This window comes from Streptomyces sp. JN8, from assembly GCF_055808075.1.
Map to the genome: position 1 here is coordinate 6,730,338 of NZ_CM147852.1, position 18,899 is coordinate 6,749,236.

Here is an 18,899-nt window from a genome sequence, read left to right on the forward strand (position 1 = left end):
CGTGGCCGCTCGGAGCAACGCCCGCAAGCGCGCCTTCCAGATCCTCTTCGAGGCGGACCAGCGCGGTGCCTCCGTCCAGGAGGTCCTCGCGGACCAGGTCCGGCACGCGCGGTCGGACGACCGCCAGCCGCCGGTGAACGACTTCACCATGCAGCTGGTCGAGGGCTACGCGTCCCACGTGGCCCGGATCGACGAGCTCATCGCGACCTACGCGGTGGACTGGGACCTCGACCGGATGCCGGTCGCCGACCGGAACATCGTGCGCCTCGGCGCGTACGAGCTGATCTGGGAGGACGGCACGCCGGACGCGGTCGCGATCGACGAGGCGGTGCAGCTCGCCAAGGAGTTCTCCACGGACGAGTCCCCGACCTTCGTCAACGGTCTGCTGGCGCGCTTCAAGGACCTGAAGCCGCGTCTGCGCCGGGACGCGGACGTCTGAGTCCGCAGACGTCACCGGCAGTCGAAGGGGCCCGCAGCACACGTGCTGCGGGCCCCTTCGGCGTCTCCGCGGGCCGTCGTCCGGGAGACGGCGCCCGCCGGCCCCGCCGGCGCGGGGGAGCCCGGCGCTCGCGGCGCGGTGGAACGCGAAGGGCCCGTGGACGTCGGATGACGGCCACGGGCCCGGCGGTACGTTTCTGCTGGCTCCCCCGAAGGGGTCAGTTCTCCTCGTGGGCGACCGCGCGGCGCGCGTCCGCGTCGAGGACGCCCCAGCTGATGAGCTGCTCGGTGAGGACCGAGGGCGACTGGTCGTAGATGACGGCCAGGGTGCGCAGGTCGTCCTGGCGGATCGACAGCACCTTGCCGTTGTAGTCGCCGCGCTGCGACTGGATCGTCGCCGCGTAGCGCTGGAGCGGGCCCGCCTTCTCCTGGGGGACGTGCGCCAGGCGCTCCAGGTCCAGAACGAGCTTCGGCGGCGGCTCGGCCGCGCCGCCCGGCGTCGTGCCCGGCAGGAGCTCCTGGACCGGCACACCGTAGAAGTCGGCCAGCTCGGCAAGACGCTGCACGGTCACCGCGCGGTCGCCGCGCTCGTACGAACCGACCACCACGGCCTTCCAGCGGCCCTGGGACTTCTCCTCCACCCCGTGGAGCGAGAGACCCTGCTGGGTGCGGATGGCACGGAGTTTGGCCCCGAGCTGCTTTGCGTATTCGCTGGACATAACGCTCCCGGACGCTGTGACGACATGCGGCTGCGCCGCGCGGCTGGTAACTCACTGTGAGGTTACGCAGCGTTACTCTTTCCCGTCAAGCCGAAAGGTCCGTACCGCCCCCTCCCGAGGGACGGTGCCCGCGGCGGGGGCGGGGGCGCCCCTGAAGCCTCCGCGCGCCCCTGGTATCGTGGTCGACGCACATCCGACGTCCTTTAAGAACCGTCCCGTGAGGCGGAGAAGGAGGTCCGTTTCTTCATGGACACCCAGCAGAAGTACGGCGACGACGCGCGGCCCGTTCTGGAGGCCCCGGACATCGCGCGGGTACTGACCCGCATCGCCCACGAGATCGTCGAGCGCGCCAAGGGCGCCGACGACGTGGTCCTCCTCGGCATCCCGACCCGCGGCGTCTACCTCGCCCGCCGGCTCGCCGAGAAGCTCGAATCGATCACCGGCACCAAGACCCCGGTCGGTTCCCTGGACATCACGATGTACCGGGACGACCTGCGGCTGAAGCCGGCCCGCGCCCTCGGCCGCACCGAGATCCCCGGTGACGGCGTCGACGGCCGCCTGGTCGTCCTCGTCGACGACGTGCTCTTCTCCGGGCGCACCATCCGCGCCGCCCTCGACGCCCTCGGCGACATCGGCCGCCCCCGCGCGGTCCAGCTCGCCGTCCTCGTCGACCGCGGCCACCGCGAGCTTCCGATCCGCGCCGACTACGTCGGCAAGAACCTCCCCACGTCGCTGCGGGAGACGGTCAAGGTCCAGCTCGCCGAAGAGGACGGTCGCGACACCGTCCTGCTCGGCGCCCGGCCCACCGCCTAGCCGGACCGGCTTTCCCCCGCGGGGCCGGGGCACCCCCCCTGCGCCCCCGCATGCCCTCACACCTCCCCACCACGGAGAGACACACCGATGATGCGTCACCTCATCTCGGCCGCCGACCTCACCCGCGACGACGCCGTCCTGATCCTCGACACCGCCGAGGAGATGGCCCGGGTGGCCGACCGGCCCATCCGGAAGCTGCCGACCCTGCGCGGCCGGACCGTCTGCAACCTGTTCTTCGAGGACTCCACCCGGACCCGGATCTCCTTCGAGGCCGCCGAGAAGCGCCTCTCCGCCGACGTCATCAACTTCGCGGCCAAGGGCTCCAGCGTCTCCAAGGGCGAGTCCCTCAAGGACACCGCGCAGACCCTGGAGGCCATGGGCGTCGACGCGGTCGTCATCCGCCACGGCGCCTCCGGCGCCCCGTACCGCCTCGCCACCTCCGGCTGGATCGACGCCCCCGTCATCAACGCCGGCGACGGCACCCACCAGCACCCCACCCAGGCCCTCCTGGACGCCTTCACGATGCGCCGCCGCCTGGTCGGCCGGGACGCTGGACTCGGCCAGGACCTCGCGGGCAAGCGGATCACCCTCGTCGGCGACGTCCTCCACAGCCGGGTCGCCCGCTCCAACGTCGACCTGCTGCACACCCTCGGCGCCGAGGTCACCCTGGTGGCCCCGCCCACCCTGGTCCCCGTCGGCGTCGAGACCTGGCCCTGCGAGGTCTCGTACGACCTCGACCGCGTGCTGCCGAAGTCCGACGCCGTCATGATGCTGCGGGTGCAGCGCGAGCGGATGAACGCCGCCTTCTTCCCCACCGAGCGCGAGTACTCGCGCCGGTACGGACTCGACGGCGAGCGCATGGCGAAGATGCCGGAGCACGCCATCGTCATGCACCCCGGCCCCATGGTCCGCGGCATGGAGATCACCGCCGAGGTCGCCGACTCCGACCGCTGCACGGTCGTCGAGCAGGTCGCCAACGGGGTGTCCGTCCGGATGGCCGTCCTCTACCTGCTGCTCGGCGGCAACGACTCCGCCGCCCCCGCCCCCAGCACCCCCCGCACCGAGGAGAGCAAGTGACCATGAGCAAGATCCTGATCCGTGGTGCGCAGGTGCTCGGCGGCGCCGTCCAGGACGTCCTCGTCGACGGCGAGACCGTCGCCGAGGTCGGCACGGGCCTCTCCGCCGAGGGCGCCACCGTCATCGAGGCCGAGGGCCTGATCCTGCTGCCCGGCCTCGTCGACCTCCACACCCACCTGCGCGAGCCCGGCCGCGAGGACTCCGAGACCGTCCTCACCGGCACCCGCGCCGCCGCCTCCGGCGGCTTCACGGCCGTCTTCGCCATGGCCAACACCCACCCGGTCGCCGACACCGCCGGCGTCGTCGAGCAGGTCTACCGGCTCGGCAAGGAGTCCGGCTACTGCGACGTGCAGCCCATCGGCGCCGTCACCGTCGGCCTGGAGGGGAAGAAGCTCGCCGAGCTGGGCGCCATGCACGAGTCCGCCGCCGGCGTCACCGTCTTCTCCGACGACGGCAAGTGCGTCGACGACGCGGTGATCATGCGCCGCGCCCTGGAGTACGTGAAGGCCTTCGACGGCGTCGTCGCCCAGCACGCCCAGGAGCCCCGCCTCACCGAGGGCGCCCAGATGAACGAGGGCATCGTCTCGGCCGAGCTCGGACTCGGCGGCTGGCCCGCCGTCGCCGAGGAGTCGATCATCGCCCGCGACGTCCTCCTCGCCGAGCACGTCGGCTCCCGCGTCCACATCTGCCACCTCTCCACCGCCGGCTCCGTCGAGATCGTCCGCTGGGCCAAGTCCCGCGGCATCGACGTCACCGCCGAGGTCACCCCGCACCACCTCCTCCTCACCGACGAGATGGTCCGGAGCTACAACCCGGTCTACAAGGTCAACCCGCCGCTGCGCACCGAGAAGGACGTCCTCGCGCTCCGCGAGGCGCTGGCCGACGGCACGATCGACATCGTCGCCACCGACCACGCCCCGCACCCCCACGAGGACAAGGACTGCGAGTGGGCCGCGGCCGCCATGGGCATGGTCGGCCTGGAGACCGCGCTCTCCGTCGTCCAGCAGACGATGGTCGAGACCGGCCTCCTCGACTGGGCCGGCGTCGCCGACCGGATGTCCTTCGCCCCCGCCCGCATCGGACGGGCCACCGGCCACGGACGACCCGTCTCGGCTGGTGAGCCCGCGAACCTGACGCTGGTCGATCCGGCTTACCGTGGTGTCGTGGACCCCGCGGACTTCGCCTCCCGCAGCCGCAACACCCCCTACGAGGGCCGCGAGCTGCCGGGACGCGTCACCCACACCTTCCTGCGGGGCCGGGCAACGGTCGTGGACGGGAAGCTGGCGTGACACCACTCATCGCAATCGCCGCAGAGGCTGCCGAGCAGAAGTCGGCGGAGGTGACCGACTGGGCCGGACGGCTCGGCTGGGTCGCCGGACTGCTCCTCTTCATCGCCTTCGTGTACTGGCTGATGCGCCAGGGCTGGAAGTGGCGCGGCAGCCTCCAGTCGGACCTCCCCGAGCTCCCCACCGCGCCCGAGGCCGCCGGTGAGGCGAGACTGACCCTCAGCGGGCGCTACCACGGGTCCACGACCGCCGGGCAGTGGCTCGACCGGATCGTGGCCCACGGACTCGGCACCCGCAGCCGCGTCGAGCTGACCCTCACCGACGCCGGACTGGTCGTCGTGCGCCCCGGGGCGAACGACTTCTTCGTCCCGGCCGGGGCCCTGCGCGAGGCACGCCTCGACAAGGGCATCGCGGGCAAGGTCCTCGCCGAGGGCGGCCTGCTGATCGTCACCTGGACGCACGGCGGCACGCTGCTCGACTCCGGCTTCCGGTCCGACCGGGCGGCCGAGCACGCCGCCTGGGTCGAGGCCATCAACTCCATGACCACCACGACGGAAGGCATCGCACGATGACGACCTCCACCCGGGGAACCAGCAAGGTTCCCGCCGTACTCGTCCTGGAGGACGGCCGCATCTTCCGCGGCCGCGCCTACGGGGCCGTGGGGGAGACCTTCGGCGAGGCCGTGTTCTCCACCGGCATGACCGGCTACCAGGAGACCCTCACCGACCCGTCGTACCACCGCCAGGTCGTCGTCATGACCGCCCCGCACGTCGGCAACACGGGCGTCAACGACGAGGACCCCGAGTCCGCGAGGATCTGGGTCTCCGGCTACGTGGTCCGCGACCCCGCCCGCGTCTCCTCCAACTGGCGCGCCCAGCGCTCGCTGGACGAGGAGCTGGAGCGCCAGGGCGTCGTCGGCATCTCCGGCGTCGACACCCGCGCCCTCACCCGCCACCTGCGCGAGCGCGGCGCCATGCGCGTCGGCATCTTCTCCGGCGAGGCCTGGTCCGGCATCCGCGACGAGGCCCTCCTCGACAAGGTCAAGGCCCAGCCCCAGATGAAGGGCGCGAACCTCTCCGCCGAGGTCGCCACCACCGAGACGTACGTCGTCCCCGCGATCGGCACCAAGAGGTTCACCGTCGCCGCGATCGACCTCGGCATCAAGGGCATGACCCCGCACCGCATGGCCGAGCGCGGCATCGAGGTCCACGTCCTGCCCGCCACCGCCACCGTCGAGGACGTGTACGCGGTCGCCCCGGACGGCGTGTTCTTCTCCAACGGCCCGGGCGACCCGGCCACCGCGGACGGCCCCGTCGCCCTCATGCAGGCCGTCCTGGAGCGCAAGACCCCGCTCTTCGGCATCTGCTTCGGCAACCAGATCCTCGGCCGCGCGCTCGGCTTCGGCACCTACAAGCTGAAGTACGGCCACCGGGGCATCAACCAGCCGGTCCAGGACCGTACGACCGGCAAGGTCGAGATCACCGCGCACAACCACGGCTTCGCCGTCGACGCGCCCCTCGACACGGTCTCCGAGACCCCCTACGGGCGTGCCGAGGTCTCGCACGTCTGCCTGAACGACAACGTCGTGGAGGGCCTCCAGCTGCTCGACCAGCCGGCCTTCTCGGTGCAGTACCACCCCGAGGCGGCCGCTGGCCCGCACGACGCCGCGTACCTCTTCGACCGTTTCACTTCTTTGATGGAGGCCGAGCGTGCCTAAGCGCACCGATATCCAGTCCGTCCTGGTCATCGGCTCCGGCCCGATCGTCATCGGCCAGGCCGCCGAGTTCGACTACTCCGGCACCCAGGCCTGCCGCATCCTCAAGGCCGAGGGCCTGCGGGTGATCCTGGTCAACTCCAACCCGGCCACGATCATGACCGACCCGGAGATCGCCGACGCCACGTACGTCGAGCCGATCACCCCCGAGTTCGTCGAGAAGATCATCGCCAAGGAGCGCCCCGACGCCCTCCTGCCCACCCTCGGCGGCCAGACCGCGCTCAACACCGCGATCTCCATGCACGAGCAGGGCGTCCTGGAGAAGTACGGCGTCGAGCTCATCGGCGCCAACGTCGAGGCCATCAACAAGGGCGAGGACCGCGACCTCTTCAAGGGCGTCGTCGAGGCCGTCAAGGCCAAGATCGGCTACGGCGAGTCGGCCCGCTCGGTCATCTGCCACACGATGGACGACGTCATCAAGGGCGTCGACACCCTCGGCGGCTACCCCGTCGTCGTCCGCCCCTCCTTCACCATGGGCGGCGCCGGCTCCGGCTTCGCCCACGACGAGGAGGAGCTGCGCCGCATCGCCGGCCAGGGCCTCACGCTCTCCCCGACCACCGAGGTGCTCCTGGAGGAGTCCATCCTCGGCTGGAAGGAGTACGAGCTGGAGCTGATGCGCGACAAGGCCGACAACGTCGTGGTCGTCTGCTCCATCGAGAACTTCGACCCGATGGGCGTCCACACCGGTGACTCGATCACCGTCGCCCCGGCGATGACCCTCACCGACCGCGAGTACCAGCGCCTCCGCGACATCGGCATCGCGATCATCCGCGAGGTCGGCGTCGACACCGGCGGCTGCAACATCCAGTTCGCGATCGACCCGGTCGACGGCCGGATCATCGTCATCGAGATGAACCCCCGCGTCTCCCGCTCCTCGGCCCTCGCCTCCAAGGCCACCGGCTTCCCGATCGCCAAGATCGCGGCGCGCCTCGCCGTCGGCTACACGCTGGACGAGATCCCGAACGACATCACGGAGCAGACCCCGGCGTCCTTCGAGCCCACGCTCGACTACGTCGTCGTCAAGGCCCCGCGGTTCGCCTTCGAGAAGTTCCCGCAGGCCGACTCCACCCTCACCACCACCATGAAGTCGGTGGGCGAGGCCATGGCCATCGGCCGCAACTTCACCGAGGCCCTCCAGAAGGCCCTGCGCTCCCTGGAGAAGAAGGGCTCGCAGTTCACCTTCGTCGGCGAGCCCGGCGACAAGGCCGAGCTGCTCCGCGAGGCGGTCCGCCCGACCGACGGCCGCATCAACACCGTCATGCAGGCCATCCGCGCCGGAGCCACCCCCGAGGAGGTCTTCGACGCCACGAAGATCGACCCGTGGTTCGTCGACCAGCTCTTCCTGATCAAGGAGATCGCCGACGAGCTCGGCGCCGCCGAGAAGCTCGAGCCCGAGCTCCTCGCCGAGGCCAAGCGCCACGGCTTCTCGGACGCCCAGATCGCCGAGATCCGCGGGCTGCGCGAGGACGTCGTCCGCGAGGTCCGGCACGCCCTCGGCGTCCGCCCGGTCTACAAGACGGTCGACACCTGCGCCGCCGAGTTCGCCGCCAAGACGCCGTACTTCTACTCCTCCTACGACGAGGAGTCCGAGGTCGCGCCCCGCGAGAAGCCCGCGGTGATCATCCTGGGCTCCGGCCCGAACCGCATCGGCCAGGGCATCGAGTTCGACTACTCCTGCGTCCACGCCTCCTTCGCCCTGAGCGACGCGGGCTACGAGACCGTGATGGTCAACTGCAACCCGGAGACCGTCTCCACCGACTACGACACCTCCGACCGCCTGTACTTCGAGCCGCTGACGCTCGAGGACGTGCTGGAGATCGTCCACGCGGAGACGCTGGCCGGCCCCGTCGCCGGTGTCGTCGTCCAGCTCGGCGGCCAGACCCCGCTGGGCCTGTCGCAGGCGCTCAAGGACAACGGCGTGCCGGTCGTCGGCACCTCCCCGGAGGCCATCCACGCCGCCGAGGACCGCGGCGCCTTCGGCCGGGTCCTCGCCGAGGCCGGCCTCCCGGCCCCCAAGCACGGCACCGCGACCACCTTCGCCGGCGCCAAGGCCATCGCCGACGAGATCGGCTACCCCGTCCTCGTACGCCCCTCGTACGTGCTCGGCGGCCGCGGCATGGAGATCGTGTACGACGAGGCCCGCCTGGAGTCGTACATCGCCGAGTCCACCGAGATCAGCCCCACCCGGCCGGTCCTGGTCGACCGCTTCCTCGACGACGCCATCGAGATCGACGTCGACGCCCTCTACGACGGCCACGAGCTCTACCTCGGCGGCGTCATGGAGCACATCGAGGAGGCCGGCATCCACTCCGGCGACTCGGCCTGCGCCCTGCCCCCGATCACCCTCGGCGGCTTCGACATCAAGCGCCTGCGCGCCTCCACCGAGGCCATCGCCAAGGGCGTCGGCGTGCGCGGCCTGATCAACATCCAGTTCGCCATGGCCGGCGACATCCTCTACGTCCTGGAGGCGAACCCGCGGGCCTCCCGGACCGTGCCCTTCACCTCGAAGGCGACCGCCGTCCCGCTCGCGAAGGCCGCCGCCCGCATCTCGCTCGGCGCCACCATCGCCGAGCTGCGCGCCGAGGGCCTGCTGCCCAGGACCGGCGACGGCGGCACCCTGCCGCTCGACGCGCCGATCTCCGTCAAGGAGGCCGTGATGCCGTGGTCGCGCTTCCGCGACGTGCACGGCCGCGGCGTCGACACGGTCCTCGGCCCGGAGATGCGCTCCACCGGCGAGGTCATGGGCATCGACGCGGTCTTCGGCACGGCGTACGCCAAGTCGCAGGCCGGCGCCTACGGCCCGCTGCCCACCAAGGGCCGCGCGTTCATCTCGGTCGCCAACCGCGACAAGCGCTCGATGATCTTCCCGGCGCGCGAGCTGGTCGCCCACGGCTTCGAGCTGCTCGCCACCTCGGGCACCGCCGAGGTCCTCAAGCGCAACGGCCTCAACGCCACGATCGTGCGCAAGCTGAGCGAGGGCGAGGGCCCGAACGGCGAGAAGACGATCGTCCAGCTCATCCACGACGGCCAGGTCGACCTGATCGTCAACACCCCGTACGGCACCGGCGGCCGCCTCGACGGCTACGAGATCCGTACGGCCGCGGTGGCCCGCAGCGTCCCGTGCCTCACCACGGTGCAGGCGCTCGCCGCCGCCGTCCAGGGCATCGACGCGCTCAACCGCGGCGACGTCGGCGTCCGCTCGCTCCAGGAGCACGCGGAGCACCTGATCGCGGCACGCGACTAGCAGCCCGTCAGAGGAGGGGGACACCGGCAGGATCTGCGGTGTCCCCCTCGTCATGAGCAGACCCGGACCGGAGCACATGTACAAGTTCTTCTTCAACGTCGTCTTCAAGCGCATGGACCCCGAGGAGGCCCACCACCTGGCCTTCCGCTGGATCCGGCTGGCCGCCCGCGTCCCCGTGCTGCGGACCTTCGTCGCCGCCGTCCTCGCGCCCCGGTACCAGGAGCTGCGCACCGAGGCCCTCGGCCTGCGGATGCACGGCCCCTTCGGGCTCGCCGCCGGCTTCGACAAGAACGCCGTCGCCATCGACGGCATGTCGATGCTCGGCTTCGACCACATCGAGATCGGCACGGTCACCGGCGAGGCCCAGCCCGGCAACCCCAGGAAGCGCCTCTTCCGGCTCGTGCCGGACCGCGCCCTGATCAACCGCATGGGCTTCAACAACGAGGGCTCCGCCGCCGTCGCCGCGCGCCTGGCCGCCCGCACACCGGTCTTCCGCACCGTCGTCGGCGTCAACATCGGCAAGACCAAGGTCGTCCCGGAGGCCGAGGCCGCCGCCGACTACGTGAAGTCCACCGAGCGCCTCGCCGCCCACGCCGACTACCTCGTCGTGAACGTCTCCTCGCCGAACACCCCCGGGCTGCGCAACCTCCAGGCCACCGAGTCCCTGCGCCCGCTGCTCACGGCCGTGCGCGAGGCCGCCGACCGCGCGGTCACCGGCCGCCGCGTCCCGCTCCTGGTGAAGATCGCGCCCGACCTGGCGGACGAGGACGTCGACGCGGTCGCCGACCTGGCCCTGGAACTCGGCCTCGACGGCATCATCGCCACCAACACCACCATCGCCCGCGAGGGACTCGGCCTGAGGTCCGACCCCGCGCTGGTCGGGGAGACGGGCGGGCTGTCCGGCGCGCCCGTCAAGGAGCGCTCCCTCGCCGTCCTGCGGCGCCTCCACGCGCGCGTGGGCGACCGCCTGGTCCTCGTCGGCGTCGGCGGCATCGAGAACGCCGAGGACGCCTGGCAGCGCATCCTGGCCGGCGCCACCCTGATCCAGGGCTACAGCGCCTTCATCTACGAGGGCCCGTTCTACGCCCGGGCGATCCACAAGGGCCTGGCCGCCCGCCTCGCGGCCTCCCCGTACGCCACCCTCGCCGAAGCCGTCGGCGCAGCCAACCGAAAGGCCGCCCAGTGACCGCCCTCCCGTCGCCCGACCACCGCCCCTCGACGACGCCCTCCGGGCGGCCCCTCGCCTTCGGCACCCGCCTGCGCTCCGCCATGGACGAGCGCGGCCCGCTCTGCGTCGGCATCGACCCGCACGCCGCCCTCCTCGCCTCGTGGGGGCTGACCGACGACGTCGCCGGTCTCGAGCGCTTCACCTTCACGGTGGTCGAGGCGCTCGCGGACACCGTCGCCGTCTTCAAGCCGCAGTCCGCCTTCTTCGAGCGCTTCGGCTCGCGCGGGATCGCCGTCCTGGAGCGCGCCGTCGCCGATCTGCGCGCGGCGGGCGGCCTGGTCGTCATGGACGCCAAGCGCGGCGACATCGGCTCCACCATGGCCGCGTACGCCGAGACGTACCTGCGCGAGGACTCCCCGCTGTTCTCCGACGCGCTCACGGTCTCCCCGTACCTGGGCTACGGCTCCCTGAAGCCGGCCGTCGACCTGGCGCGCGAGTCCGGGGCCGGCCTCTTCGTGCTCGCCCTGACCTCCAACCCGGAGGGCGCCGAGGTGCAGCGGGCCGTGCGCACCGACGACCCGGCCGGCCGCACGATCGCCGCGACCATGCTCGGCCACCTGGCCGCGGAGAACGCGGGCGAGACCCCGATGGGCTCCTTCGGCGCGGTGGTCGGCGCCACCCTCGGCGACCTGTCCTCGTTCGCGCTGGACATCAACGGTCCGCTGCTCGCCCCCGGCATCGGCGCCCAGGGCGCGACCCCGGCCGATCTCCCCGCCGTCTTCGGCGCGGCCGTCGGCAACGTCGTCCCGAACGTCAGCCGCGGTGTCCTGCGGCACGGTCCGGACGCGGCCGCCCTGCGGGACGCGGCGCACCGGTACGCGGACGAGATCCGCGCGGCCGTCGGCGGCTGACGGGCTCCGGGGTCTCTCCGCAGGTCGGAGCGGATCGACCCCGATGCGGGCGGTGTCACGGCCCGGTGGGACGACCCGTCCCGCCGGGCCGTCCCGCTCCTTGACGAAAACTTGGCTCAAAACCGGGTCGATATGCCGGAAAAGTCCCGGTCGGTCGATGCTGACCAGGACTTTTCCTTCGTTCTCGCTGACTGGAGCGGTCTCGGCCGCTAGTCTCCGGGGCAGAGCAGGCGTTCAACGGCCACTTCGTTGAGCGTTGCTCCACTGGTGTGGGGCGCGAGGTTCCTCACCGGTCCGTATCCGACAGATCGACATCCGAGGTGACGTAGGCGTGGCTCTTCCGCCCCTTACCCCTGAACAGCGCGCAGCCGCGCTCGAAAAGGCCGCCGCGGCTCGCCGGGAGCGGGCCGAGGTCAAGAATCGACTCAAGCACTCCGGCGCCTCCCTCCACGAGGTCATCAAGACCGGCCAGGAGAACGACGTCATCGGCAAGATGAAGGTCTCCGCCCTTCTCGAGTCCCTGCCGGGCGTGGGCAAGGTCCGCGCCAAGCAGATCATGGAGCGCCTCGGCATCTCCGAGAGCCGCCGCGTGCGCGGTCTCGGTTCCAACCAGATCGCCTCCCTGGAGCGCGAGTTCGGCAGCACCGGCGCCTGATCCGGGTGCCGGTCCGGCTTCCGATCCGGGACACGCGTCCCGGGCACCCCGGTGAAGCTGGAATAATCGCTGCATGGCAGCAGAGGTACGTCCGCGGCTGACCGTGCTCTCCGGCCCCTCCGGGGTCGGCAAGAGCACGGTCGTCGCTCATATGCGCAAGGTCCACCCCGAGGTCTGGCTCTCGGTGTCGGCGACGACACGGAAGCCCCGCCCCGGCGAGAAGCACGGCGTCCACTACTTCTTCGTGACGGACGACGAGTTCGACAAGCTGATCGCCAACGGTGAGCTCCTCGAATGGGCCGAGTTCGCGGGCAACCGCTACGGCACCCCGCGGCGCGCGGTCCTCGACCGCCTCGACGCGGGGGAGCCGGTGCTCCTGGAGATCGACCTCCAGGGCGCCCGCCAGGTGAAGGACTCGATGTCCGAGTCCCAGCTGGTCTTCCTCGCCCCGCCGAGCTGGGAGGAACTGGTCCGCCGCCTCACCGGCCGCGGCACCGAGTCGCCCGAGGTCATCGAGCGCCGCCTCGCCGCCGCGAAGGTCGAGCTGGCCGCCGAGGCGGAGTTCGACACCACGCTCGTCAACACCTCCGTCGAGGACGTCGCGCGTGAGCTGCTAACGTTGATGCTGTTGACTTCTGGGGAATGACCCACTGTTTCCCCCCCCCCGGACACCCACCGGCTGTCCGATCCTTTTTCCATCTTCGGAAGGTAGAGCGTGTCCTCTTCCATCACCGCGCCCGAGGGCATCATCAACCCGCCGATCGACGAGCTGCTCGAGGCCACGGACTCGAAGTACAGCCTCGTGATCTACGCGGCCAAGCGCGCGCGTCAGATCAACGCGTACTACTCCCAGCTCGGCGAGGGCCTGCTGGAGTACGTGGGTCCGCTGGTCGACACCCACGTCCACGAGAAGCCGCTCTCGATCGCCCTGCGCGAGATCAACGCGGGTCTGCTCACGTCCGAGGCCATCGAGGGCCCGGCCACGTAAGCACGGCACGTTCCTGCACCACAGGCCCGGCGGAACATCCGCCGGGCCTGTGGTGTCTCATGGAGTCGTAGGCAACCGAGTGCGGGGAGTGGCAGTGGTGACCAAGCCGAAGGTCGTTCTGGGGGTCAGCGGCGGCATCGCCGCTTACAAGGCCTGCGAGCTGCTGCGGCGGCTCGCCGAGTCGGGCCACGACGTCCGCGTCGTCCCCACCGACTCCGCCCTCCACTTCGTCGGCGCCGCCACCTGGTCCGCGCTCTCCGGCCACCCCGTCTCGACCGAGGTGTGGGACAGCGTCCACGAGGTGCCGCACGTCCGCATCGGCCAGGCCGCCGACCTCGTCGTGGTCGCCCCGGCCACCGCCGACATGCTGGCCAAGGCCGCCCACGGCCTCGCCGACGACCTCCTCACCAACACCCTGCTCACCGCACGCTGTCCCGTCGTCTTCGCCCCCGCCATGCACACCGAGATGTGGGAGCACCCGGCGACCCAGGAGAACGTGGCGACGCTCCGGCGCCGCGGGGCCGTCGTCATCGAGCCCGCCGTCGGCCGCCTCACCGGCGTCGACACCGGCAAGGGCCGGCTCCCCGACCCGGCGGAGATCTTCGAGATCTGCCGCCGCGTCCTGAACCGGCACGCCCTCACCGGCGGCACGGCCGCCCCCGACCTCGCCGGCCGCCACGTGGTGGTCAGCGCCGGCGGCACCCGCGAGCCCCTCGACCCCGTCCGCTACCTCGGCAACCGCTCCTCGGGCAAGCAGGGCTACGCGCTCGCGCGGGCGGCCGCCGCCCGGGGCGCCCGGGTCACCCTCGTCGAGGCGAACACCGGCATCCCCGACCCGGCCGGCGTCGACGTCGTCCACGTCGGCACCGCCGTCCAGCTCCGGGAGGCCGTCCTCAAGGCCGTCGCCGACGCCGACGCCGTGGTCATGGCGGCCGCCGTGGCCGACTTCCGGCCGGCCGTCTACGCCACCGGGAAGATCAAGAAGAAGGACGACGGCGGCGCCCCCACCGTGGAACTCGTCCGCAACCCCGACATCCTCGCCGAGATCTCCGCCGACCGCGCCCTGCCCGGCCAGGTGGTCGTCGGCTTCGCCGCCGAGACGGACGACGTCCTCGCCCACGGCCGCGAGAAGCTCCGCCGCAAGGGCTGCGACCTCCTCGTCGTCAACGAGGTGGGGGAGCGCAAGACCTTCGGCTCCGAGGAGAACGAGGCCGTGGTGCTCGCCGCGGACGGCGCCGAGACCCCCGTACCGTACGGTCCGAAGGAGGCGCTCGCCGAGACCGTCTGGGACCTGGTCCTGCCCCGGCTGCGCCCCGCGACCTGACGCATCTCACCCGAGCGGACCAGGAATCCAGCGCGAGGCGTGTGACGTACGCCCCATCAGGGCGTTCGTCCGCCGGGAAGGGGCAGGAATCACCCGCTCAGGGCATTCGCCAGGCGAGACACCTGGTCCATCCCGCGACCACGACCGATAGACTGTCCGCGGAACGTCTTGGGGCGCAGCCCCCTGCCGGTCCGTCAACGAAGAGCCAGCAGCCGCTGCAACCCCAGGGAGCGTTGTGTCCCGTCGTCTGTTCACCTCGGAGTCCGTCACCGAGGGACACCCCGACAAGATCGCTGACCAGATCAGCGACACCATCCTCGACGCGCTGCTCCGGGAGGACCCCACCTCCCGCGTCGCCGTCGAGACCCTGATCACGACCGGCCTCGTGCACGTCGCCGGCGAGGTGACCACCAAGGCGTGGGCGGACATTCCGACCCTCGTACGGAACAAGATCCTCGAGATCGGCTACGACTCCTCGAAGAAGGGCTTCGACGGCGCCTCCTGCGGCGTGTCGGTGTCCATCGGATCTCAGTCCGCGGACATCGCCCAGGGCGTGGACACCGCCTACGAGCAGCGGGTCGAGGGCGACGAGGACGAGCTGGACAAGCAGGGCGCCGGCGACCAGGGCCTGATGTTCGGCTACGCCTCGGACGAGACCCCCGAGCTGATGCCGCTGCCGATCCACATCGCGCACCGGCTGTCCCGCCGGCTGACCGAGGTCCGCAAGAACGGGACCATCCCGTACCTGCGCCCCGACGGCAAGACCCAGGTCACCATCGAGTACGACGGCGACAAGGCCGTCCGCCTCGACACGGTCGTCGTCTCCTCGCAGCACGCGTCCGACATCGACCTGGAGTCGCTGCTCGCGCCCGACATCCGCGAGTTCGTCGTCGAGCACGTGCTCAAGCAGCTCGTCGAGGACGGCATCAAGCTCGACACCGACGGCTACCGCCTCCTGGTGAACCCGACCGGCCGCTTCGAGATCGGCGGCCCGATGGGCGACGCCGGCCTCACCGGCCGCAAGATCATCATCGACACCTACGGCGGCATGGCCCGCCACGGCGGAGGCGCCTTCTCGGGCAAGGACCCGTCCAAGGTCGACCGCTCGGCCGCGTACGCCATGCGCTGGGTCGCCAAGAACGTCGTCGCCGCCGGCCTCGCCGCGCGCTGCGAGGTCCAGGTCGCCTACGCGATCGGCAAGGCCGAGCCCGTGGGTCTCTTCGTCGAGACCTTCGGCACCAACACCGTCGACAACGAGAAGATCGAGAACGCCATCGCCGAGGTCTTCGACCTCCGCCCGGCCGCGATCATCCGCGACCTCGACCTGCTCCGCCCGATCTACTCCCAGACCGCCGCCTACGGCCACTTCGGCCGCGAGCTGCCGGACTTCACCTGGGAGCGCACCGACCGCGTGGACGCCCTGAAGCAGGCCGCCGGCCTGTAGCGCACCCGTCGCACCGCGCCGAAGCCCGGTACCCCCGCGGGGGCACCGGGCTTCGGCCTGCCCGGCTGTCGGTGGCGTCTGGTAGGTATGAGGCTGTGAGCAGCGAGAAGGAGAGTCCCGGCGCGGCCCATGAGCCCGAGCAGCTCGCGCTCATCCGGGAGACCGTGCGGACGGCGAAGGTGCCGCGGGCCAAGCCGCGGACCTGGCGCGGTGCCGCGCTGGCCAAGGAGCTGCCCGTCGCCCGGGTCGTCGTCAACAAGGGATCGCTCCACCTCGACCAGTTCTTCGACTACGCGGTCCCCGAGGAGCTGGACGAGGCGGCCCGGCCCGGTGTCAGGGTCCGGGTGCGCTTCGGCGCGGGGGCCCACCAGGTCAAGAACGGGCGCCGGGAGGGCGGGCGGCTCATCGACGGCTTCCTCGTCGAGCGCCGGGCCACCTCCGACTACTCGGGACCGCTCGCCGCGCTCGCCGACGTGGTCTCCCCGGAGCCGGTCCTCGGCCCGGACCTCCTCGGGCTCGCCCGCGCCGTCGCCGACCGGTACGCCGGGAGCCTCGCCGACGTGCTCCAGCTGGCCGTGCCGCCGCGCAGCGCCCGCGCCGAGGGGCGGCCCTCGCCGGAGCCGCTGCCACCGCCCGCCGCGCCGGAACCGGCGAGCTGGACGCGGTACGAGCGGGGGCCCGCGTTCCTCGACTCCCTCGCCCGCGGCGGGACGCCACGGGCCGTGTGGAACGCCCTGCCGGGACCGCACTGGGCCGAGGAGATCGCCCGCGCCGTCGCCGCCACCCTGGCGTCCGGCCGGGGCGCCCTCGTCGTCGTGCCCGACGGCCGCGCCGCGGGCCGGGTCGACGCGGCCCTGACCGCCGTCCTGGGGGAGGGGCGGCACGCCCTGCTCACCGCCGACGCCGGCCCCGAGAAGCGGTACGCGCAGTGGCTCGCCGTGCGGCGCGGCGCCGTCCGCGCCGTCGTCGGCACCCGGGCCGCGATGTTCGCCCCCGTACGGGACCTCGGGCTGGTCGCCCTCTGGGACGACGGCGACGGAAGCCACAGCGAGCCGCACGCCCCGCAGCCGCACGCGCGCGAGGTGCTGCTGCTCCGCGCCGCCCACGACCGCTGCGGCTTCCTGCTCGGCAGCACCGCCTGCACCGTCGAGGCCGCCCAGCTCGTCGAGTCCGGCTGGGCCAAGGGGCTGTTCGCCGGACGGGAGCAGGTGCGCAGGGCGGCCCCGCTGATCCGCACCGTGGGCGACGGCGAACTGGCCCGCGACGAGGCCGCCCGGGCCGCCCGGCTGCCCTCGCTGGCCTGGCAGACCGTCCGCGAGGGGCTCAAGACGGGCCCGGTCCTGGTCCAGGTGCCCCGCCGGGGGTACGTACCGCGGCTCGCCTGCGAGCGGTGCCGGACGCCCGCCCGCTGCCGGCGCTGCGCCGGGCCCTTGGAGGCCCCAGAGCAGCAGGAGTTGCGCTGCGGCTGGTGCGGGCGCGGAGCGGGCGACTGGCACTGCGTCGAGTGCGGCTCGACCAGACTGCGGGCCCAGGTCGTCGGCGCACGCCGGACGGCGGAGGAGCTGGGCCGGGCCTTCCCCGCGGTGCCGGTCAGGACCTCCGGCCGCGACCACGTCCTCGACACCGTGCCCGGGCGCCCCGCGCTCGTCGTCTCCACTCCCGGCGCGGAGCCGGTCGCCGAGGGCGGCTACGCGGCCGCGCTGCTCCTCGACGGCTGGGCGATGCTCGGCCGTCCGGACCTGCGCGCGGGCGAGGAGGCCCTGCGCCGCTGGATCGACGCGGCCTCGCTCGTCCGGGGCCAGCCCGAGGGCGGCACCGTGGTCGTGGTCGCCGAGCCGACGCTCCGGCCCGTCCAGGCGCTGGTCCGCTGGGACCCGGTCGGGCACGCCCAGCGCGAGCTGGCCGAGCGGGCCGAGCTGGGCTTTCCGCCGGTCTCCCGGATGGCGGCGGTCACCGGTCCGCCGGAGGCCGTCGAAGGCCTCCTCGCGGCGGCCGGGCTGCCCTCCGACGCCGAGGTCCTCGGGCCGGTGCCGCTGCCGGTGGTCCGCCCCGGCGGACCCCGCAGACCGGGCGACCCGCCGCCGGGGGAGCAGTGGGAACGGGCGCTGGTGCGGGTCCCGCCGGGCAGCGGTGCGGCCCTGGCGGCCGCGCTCAAGCAGGCCCGGGCGAGCCGGCTGACGCGGGGCGGCGGCGACCCCGTACGGATCCGGGTGGATCCCCCGGACATCGGCTGAGCGGCGGGGGCGCGGCAGCGTGTCCGCCCCGCCCAGGGACGGCGAGGGCCGCCCGCCCCGGTGGGGGACGGGCGGCCCGGGGGCGTGCGCGGATCAGCCGTTGCGCGGGCCGGGGAAGGCCGAGGGGCGCGGCTCCTCGCGGAGCGCGGCGCTGCCCGAGGTCGGCTGCGGGGGCATCGAGCGGGCGGCCGGCACCGAGGGCAGGGGGCGGGGCGCGCTCGGCTCCACGATGGGGTCCTGGTCGACGCCGACGCCCGGCTGGGGGGCGCGCCGGGCACCGTAACGGCGGTGGACGGCCTGCTTGGTGACGCCGAGGGCGGAGCCCACCGCGTCCCAGGAGAAGCCGAGCGAGCGGTCGAAGTCGACCGCGGCGGTCACCAGGGTCTCGACGCTGTCCCGCAGCTCCTGGGCGAGACGGACGGTGGGGGCGGGGGCCCGCCCGTAGACGACGAAGCCCGTGGACGGGCCGGAGCGGCGAGGGCGGTAGACATTGCCCAGCTGGGCCGTGAGCGTGCGCAGTGCGTCCACCTGCCGCCGGACCCGCTCGATGTCCCGCACCAGCAGGTGCAGACTCGCCCGAGCCTGGGCGTCGTGGGTGGCGTGGTCGGCCATGTGAAAGCCTCTCGAACCGGCATGTAGGGGAAGGGCCGCAGGGGGGAACGGCGACCCGATTCGGTCAATCTCTCTTGACCAACGCGCCACCCGGGGTTGGGTCACGCTGCGGGGGCGTACACGCATATGCGCGGGGCGCTCGTCCTTCCGTACGCCCCCTCCGCCGGGGACGCCTAGACTGGTGCGCTGCCCGTAAAGCCCCCGGAGAGACA

The 18,899-nt window shown here is 72.4% G+C and carries 17 protein-coding genes; 15 read left to right on the forward strand and 2 right to left on the reverse strand.

Annotated elements, in window-relative coordinates:
- Window position 1 precedes the first annotated feature (1 nt).
- Window positions 2–439 (forward strand): transcription antitermination factor NusB, encoded by a 438-nt coding sequence (nusB, locus tag ACY0MR_RS29755; protein ID WP_361863073.1) that lies wholly within the window; start codon window positions 2–4, stop codon window positions 437–439.
- Between the two features lie 217 nt (window positions 440–656).
- On the opposite strand, the gene bldD is transcribed toward nusB, so the two are convergent.
- On the reverse strand, window positions 657–1,157 hold the full coding sequence (gene bldD / locus ACY0MR_RS29760; protein WP_015032294.1) for a transcriptional regulator BldD: 501 nt from the start codon (window positions 1,155–1,157) through the stop codon (window positions 657–659).
- Between the two features lie 246 nt (window positions 1,158–1,403).
- Here bldD and pyrR point away from each other — a divergent pair, with 246 nt between their 5' ends.
- The 14 genes from pyrR (at window position 1,404) to ACY0MR_RS29830 (ending at window position 18,075) form a co-directional block, all read left to right on the forward strand.
- Window positions 1,404–1,970 (forward strand): bifunctional pyr operon transcriptional regulator/uracil phosphoribosyltransferase PyrR, encoded by a 567-nt coding sequence (gene pyrR, locus ACY0MR_RS29765; protein ID WP_341624765.1) that lies wholly within the window; start codon window positions 1,404–1,406, stop codon window positions 1,968–1,970.
- A gap of 87 nt (window positions 1,971–2,057) precedes the next feature.
- A complete protein-coding gene (locus ACY0MR_RS29770) occupies window positions 2,058–3,047 on the forward strand; it encodes an aspartate carbamoyltransferase catalytic subunit (protein ID WP_361854809.1) in 990 nt (329 codons plus the stop codon).
- A gap of 2 nt (window positions 3,048–3,049) precedes the next feature.
- On the forward strand, window positions 3,050–4,336 hold the full coding sequence (locus tag ACY0MR_RS29775) for a dihydroorotase (RefSeq protein ID WP_361854812.1): 1,287 nt from the start codon (window positions 3,050–3,052) through the stop codon (window positions 4,334–4,336).
- Window positions 4,333–4,905, forward strand: a complete 573-nt coding sequence (locus tag ACY0MR_RS29780; protein ID WP_392865468.1) for a PH-like domain-containing protein — start codon at window positions 4,333–4,335, stop codon at window positions 4,903–4,905. Before ACY0MR_RS29775 ends, ACY0MR_RS29780 begins: the two co-directional genes overlap by 4 nt.
- A complete protein-coding gene (gene carA, locus ACY0MR_RS29785; protein ID WP_403316855.1) occupies window positions 4,902–6,050 on the forward strand; it encodes a glutamine-hydrolyzing carbamoyl-phosphate synthase small subunit in 1,149 nt (382 codons plus the stop codon). Before ACY0MR_RS29780 ends, carA begins: the two co-directional genes overlap by 4 nt.
- Window positions 6,043–9,351: a carbamoyl-phosphate synthase large subunit gene (gene carB, locus ACY0MR_RS29790; RefSeq protein WP_361854821.1), complete on the forward strand. Its 3,309-nt coding sequence runs from the start codon at window positions 6,043–6,045 to the stop codon at window positions 9,349–9,351. Before carA ends, carB begins: the two co-directional genes overlap by 8 nt.
- A gap of 76 nt (window positions 9,352–9,427) precedes the next feature.
- Window positions 9,428–10,537, forward strand: coding sequence for a quinone-dependent dihydroorotate dehydrogenase (locus ACY0MR_RS29795; RefSeq protein WP_473561920.1), 1,110 nt, complete (start codon window positions 9,428–9,430; stop codon window positions 10,535–10,537).
- Between the two features lie 71 nt (window positions 10,538–10,608).
- Entirely contained in the window at window positions 10,609–11,430 is an 822-nt protein-coding gene (pyrF, locus tag ACY0MR_RS29800; protein WP_473561922.1) for an orotidine-5'-phosphate decarboxylase, read from the forward strand.
- Between the two features lie 331 nt (window positions 11,431–11,761).
- Window positions 11,762–12,085 carry an integration host factor gene (locus ACY0MR_RS29805; protein WP_030204477.1) on the forward strand — a complete coding sequence of 108 codons (324 nt, stop codon included), beginning with the start codon at window positions 11,762–11,764 and terminating at the stop codon, window positions 12,083–12,085.
- Between the two features lie 73 nt (window positions 12,086–12,158).
- Window positions 12,159–12,731 carry a guanylate kinase gene (gene gmk / locus ACY0MR_RS29810; RefSeq protein ID WP_361854825.1) on the forward strand — a complete coding sequence of 191 codons (573 nt, stop codon included), beginning with the start codon at window positions 12,159–12,161 and terminating at the stop codon, window positions 12,729–12,731.
- 69 nt (window positions 12,732–12,800) lie between these two features.
- The gene (gene rpoZ, locus ACY0MR_RS29815) at window positions 12,801–13,073 is read left to right on the forward strand and encodes a DNA-directed RNA polymerase subunit omega (RefSeq protein ID WP_030316319.1); all 273 of its coding nucleotides are present in this window, start codon (window positions 12,801–12,803) and stop codon (window positions 13,071–13,073) included.
- Between the two features lie 97 nt (window positions 13,074–13,170).
- The gene (gene coaBC, locus ACY0MR_RS29820; protein ID WP_392865473.1) at window positions 13,171–14,397 is read left to right on the forward strand and encodes a bifunctional phosphopantothenoylcysteine decarboxylase/phosphopantothenate--cysteine ligase CoaBC; all 1,227 of its coding nucleotides are present in this window, start codon (window positions 13,171–13,173) and stop codon (window positions 14,395–14,397) included.
- 235 nt (window positions 14,398–14,632) lie between these two features.
- Window positions 14,633–15,841, forward strand: a complete 1,209-nt coding sequence (gene metK / locus ACY0MR_RS29825; protein ID WP_361854832.1) for a methionine adenosyltransferase — start codon at window positions 14,633–14,635, stop codon at window positions 15,839–15,841.
- 95 nt (window positions 15,842–15,936) lie between these two features.
- Window positions 15,937–18,075, forward strand: coding sequence for a primosomal protein N' (locus ACY0MR_RS29830; protein ID WP_473556346.1), 2,139 nt, complete (start codon window positions 15,937–15,939; stop codon window positions 18,073–18,075).
- Window positions 18,076–18,168: 93 nt separating this feature from the next.
- Here the strand turns inward: ACY0MR_RS29830 and ACY0MR_RS29835 are convergent, their stop codons facing one another.
- Window positions 18,169–18,687: a hypothetical protein gene (locus tag ACY0MR_RS29835; protein ID WP_388806409.1), complete on the reverse strand. Its 519-nt coding sequence runs from the start codon at window positions 18,685–18,687 to the stop codon at window positions 18,169–18,171.
- Window positions 18,688–18,899: the final 212 nt, after the last annotated feature.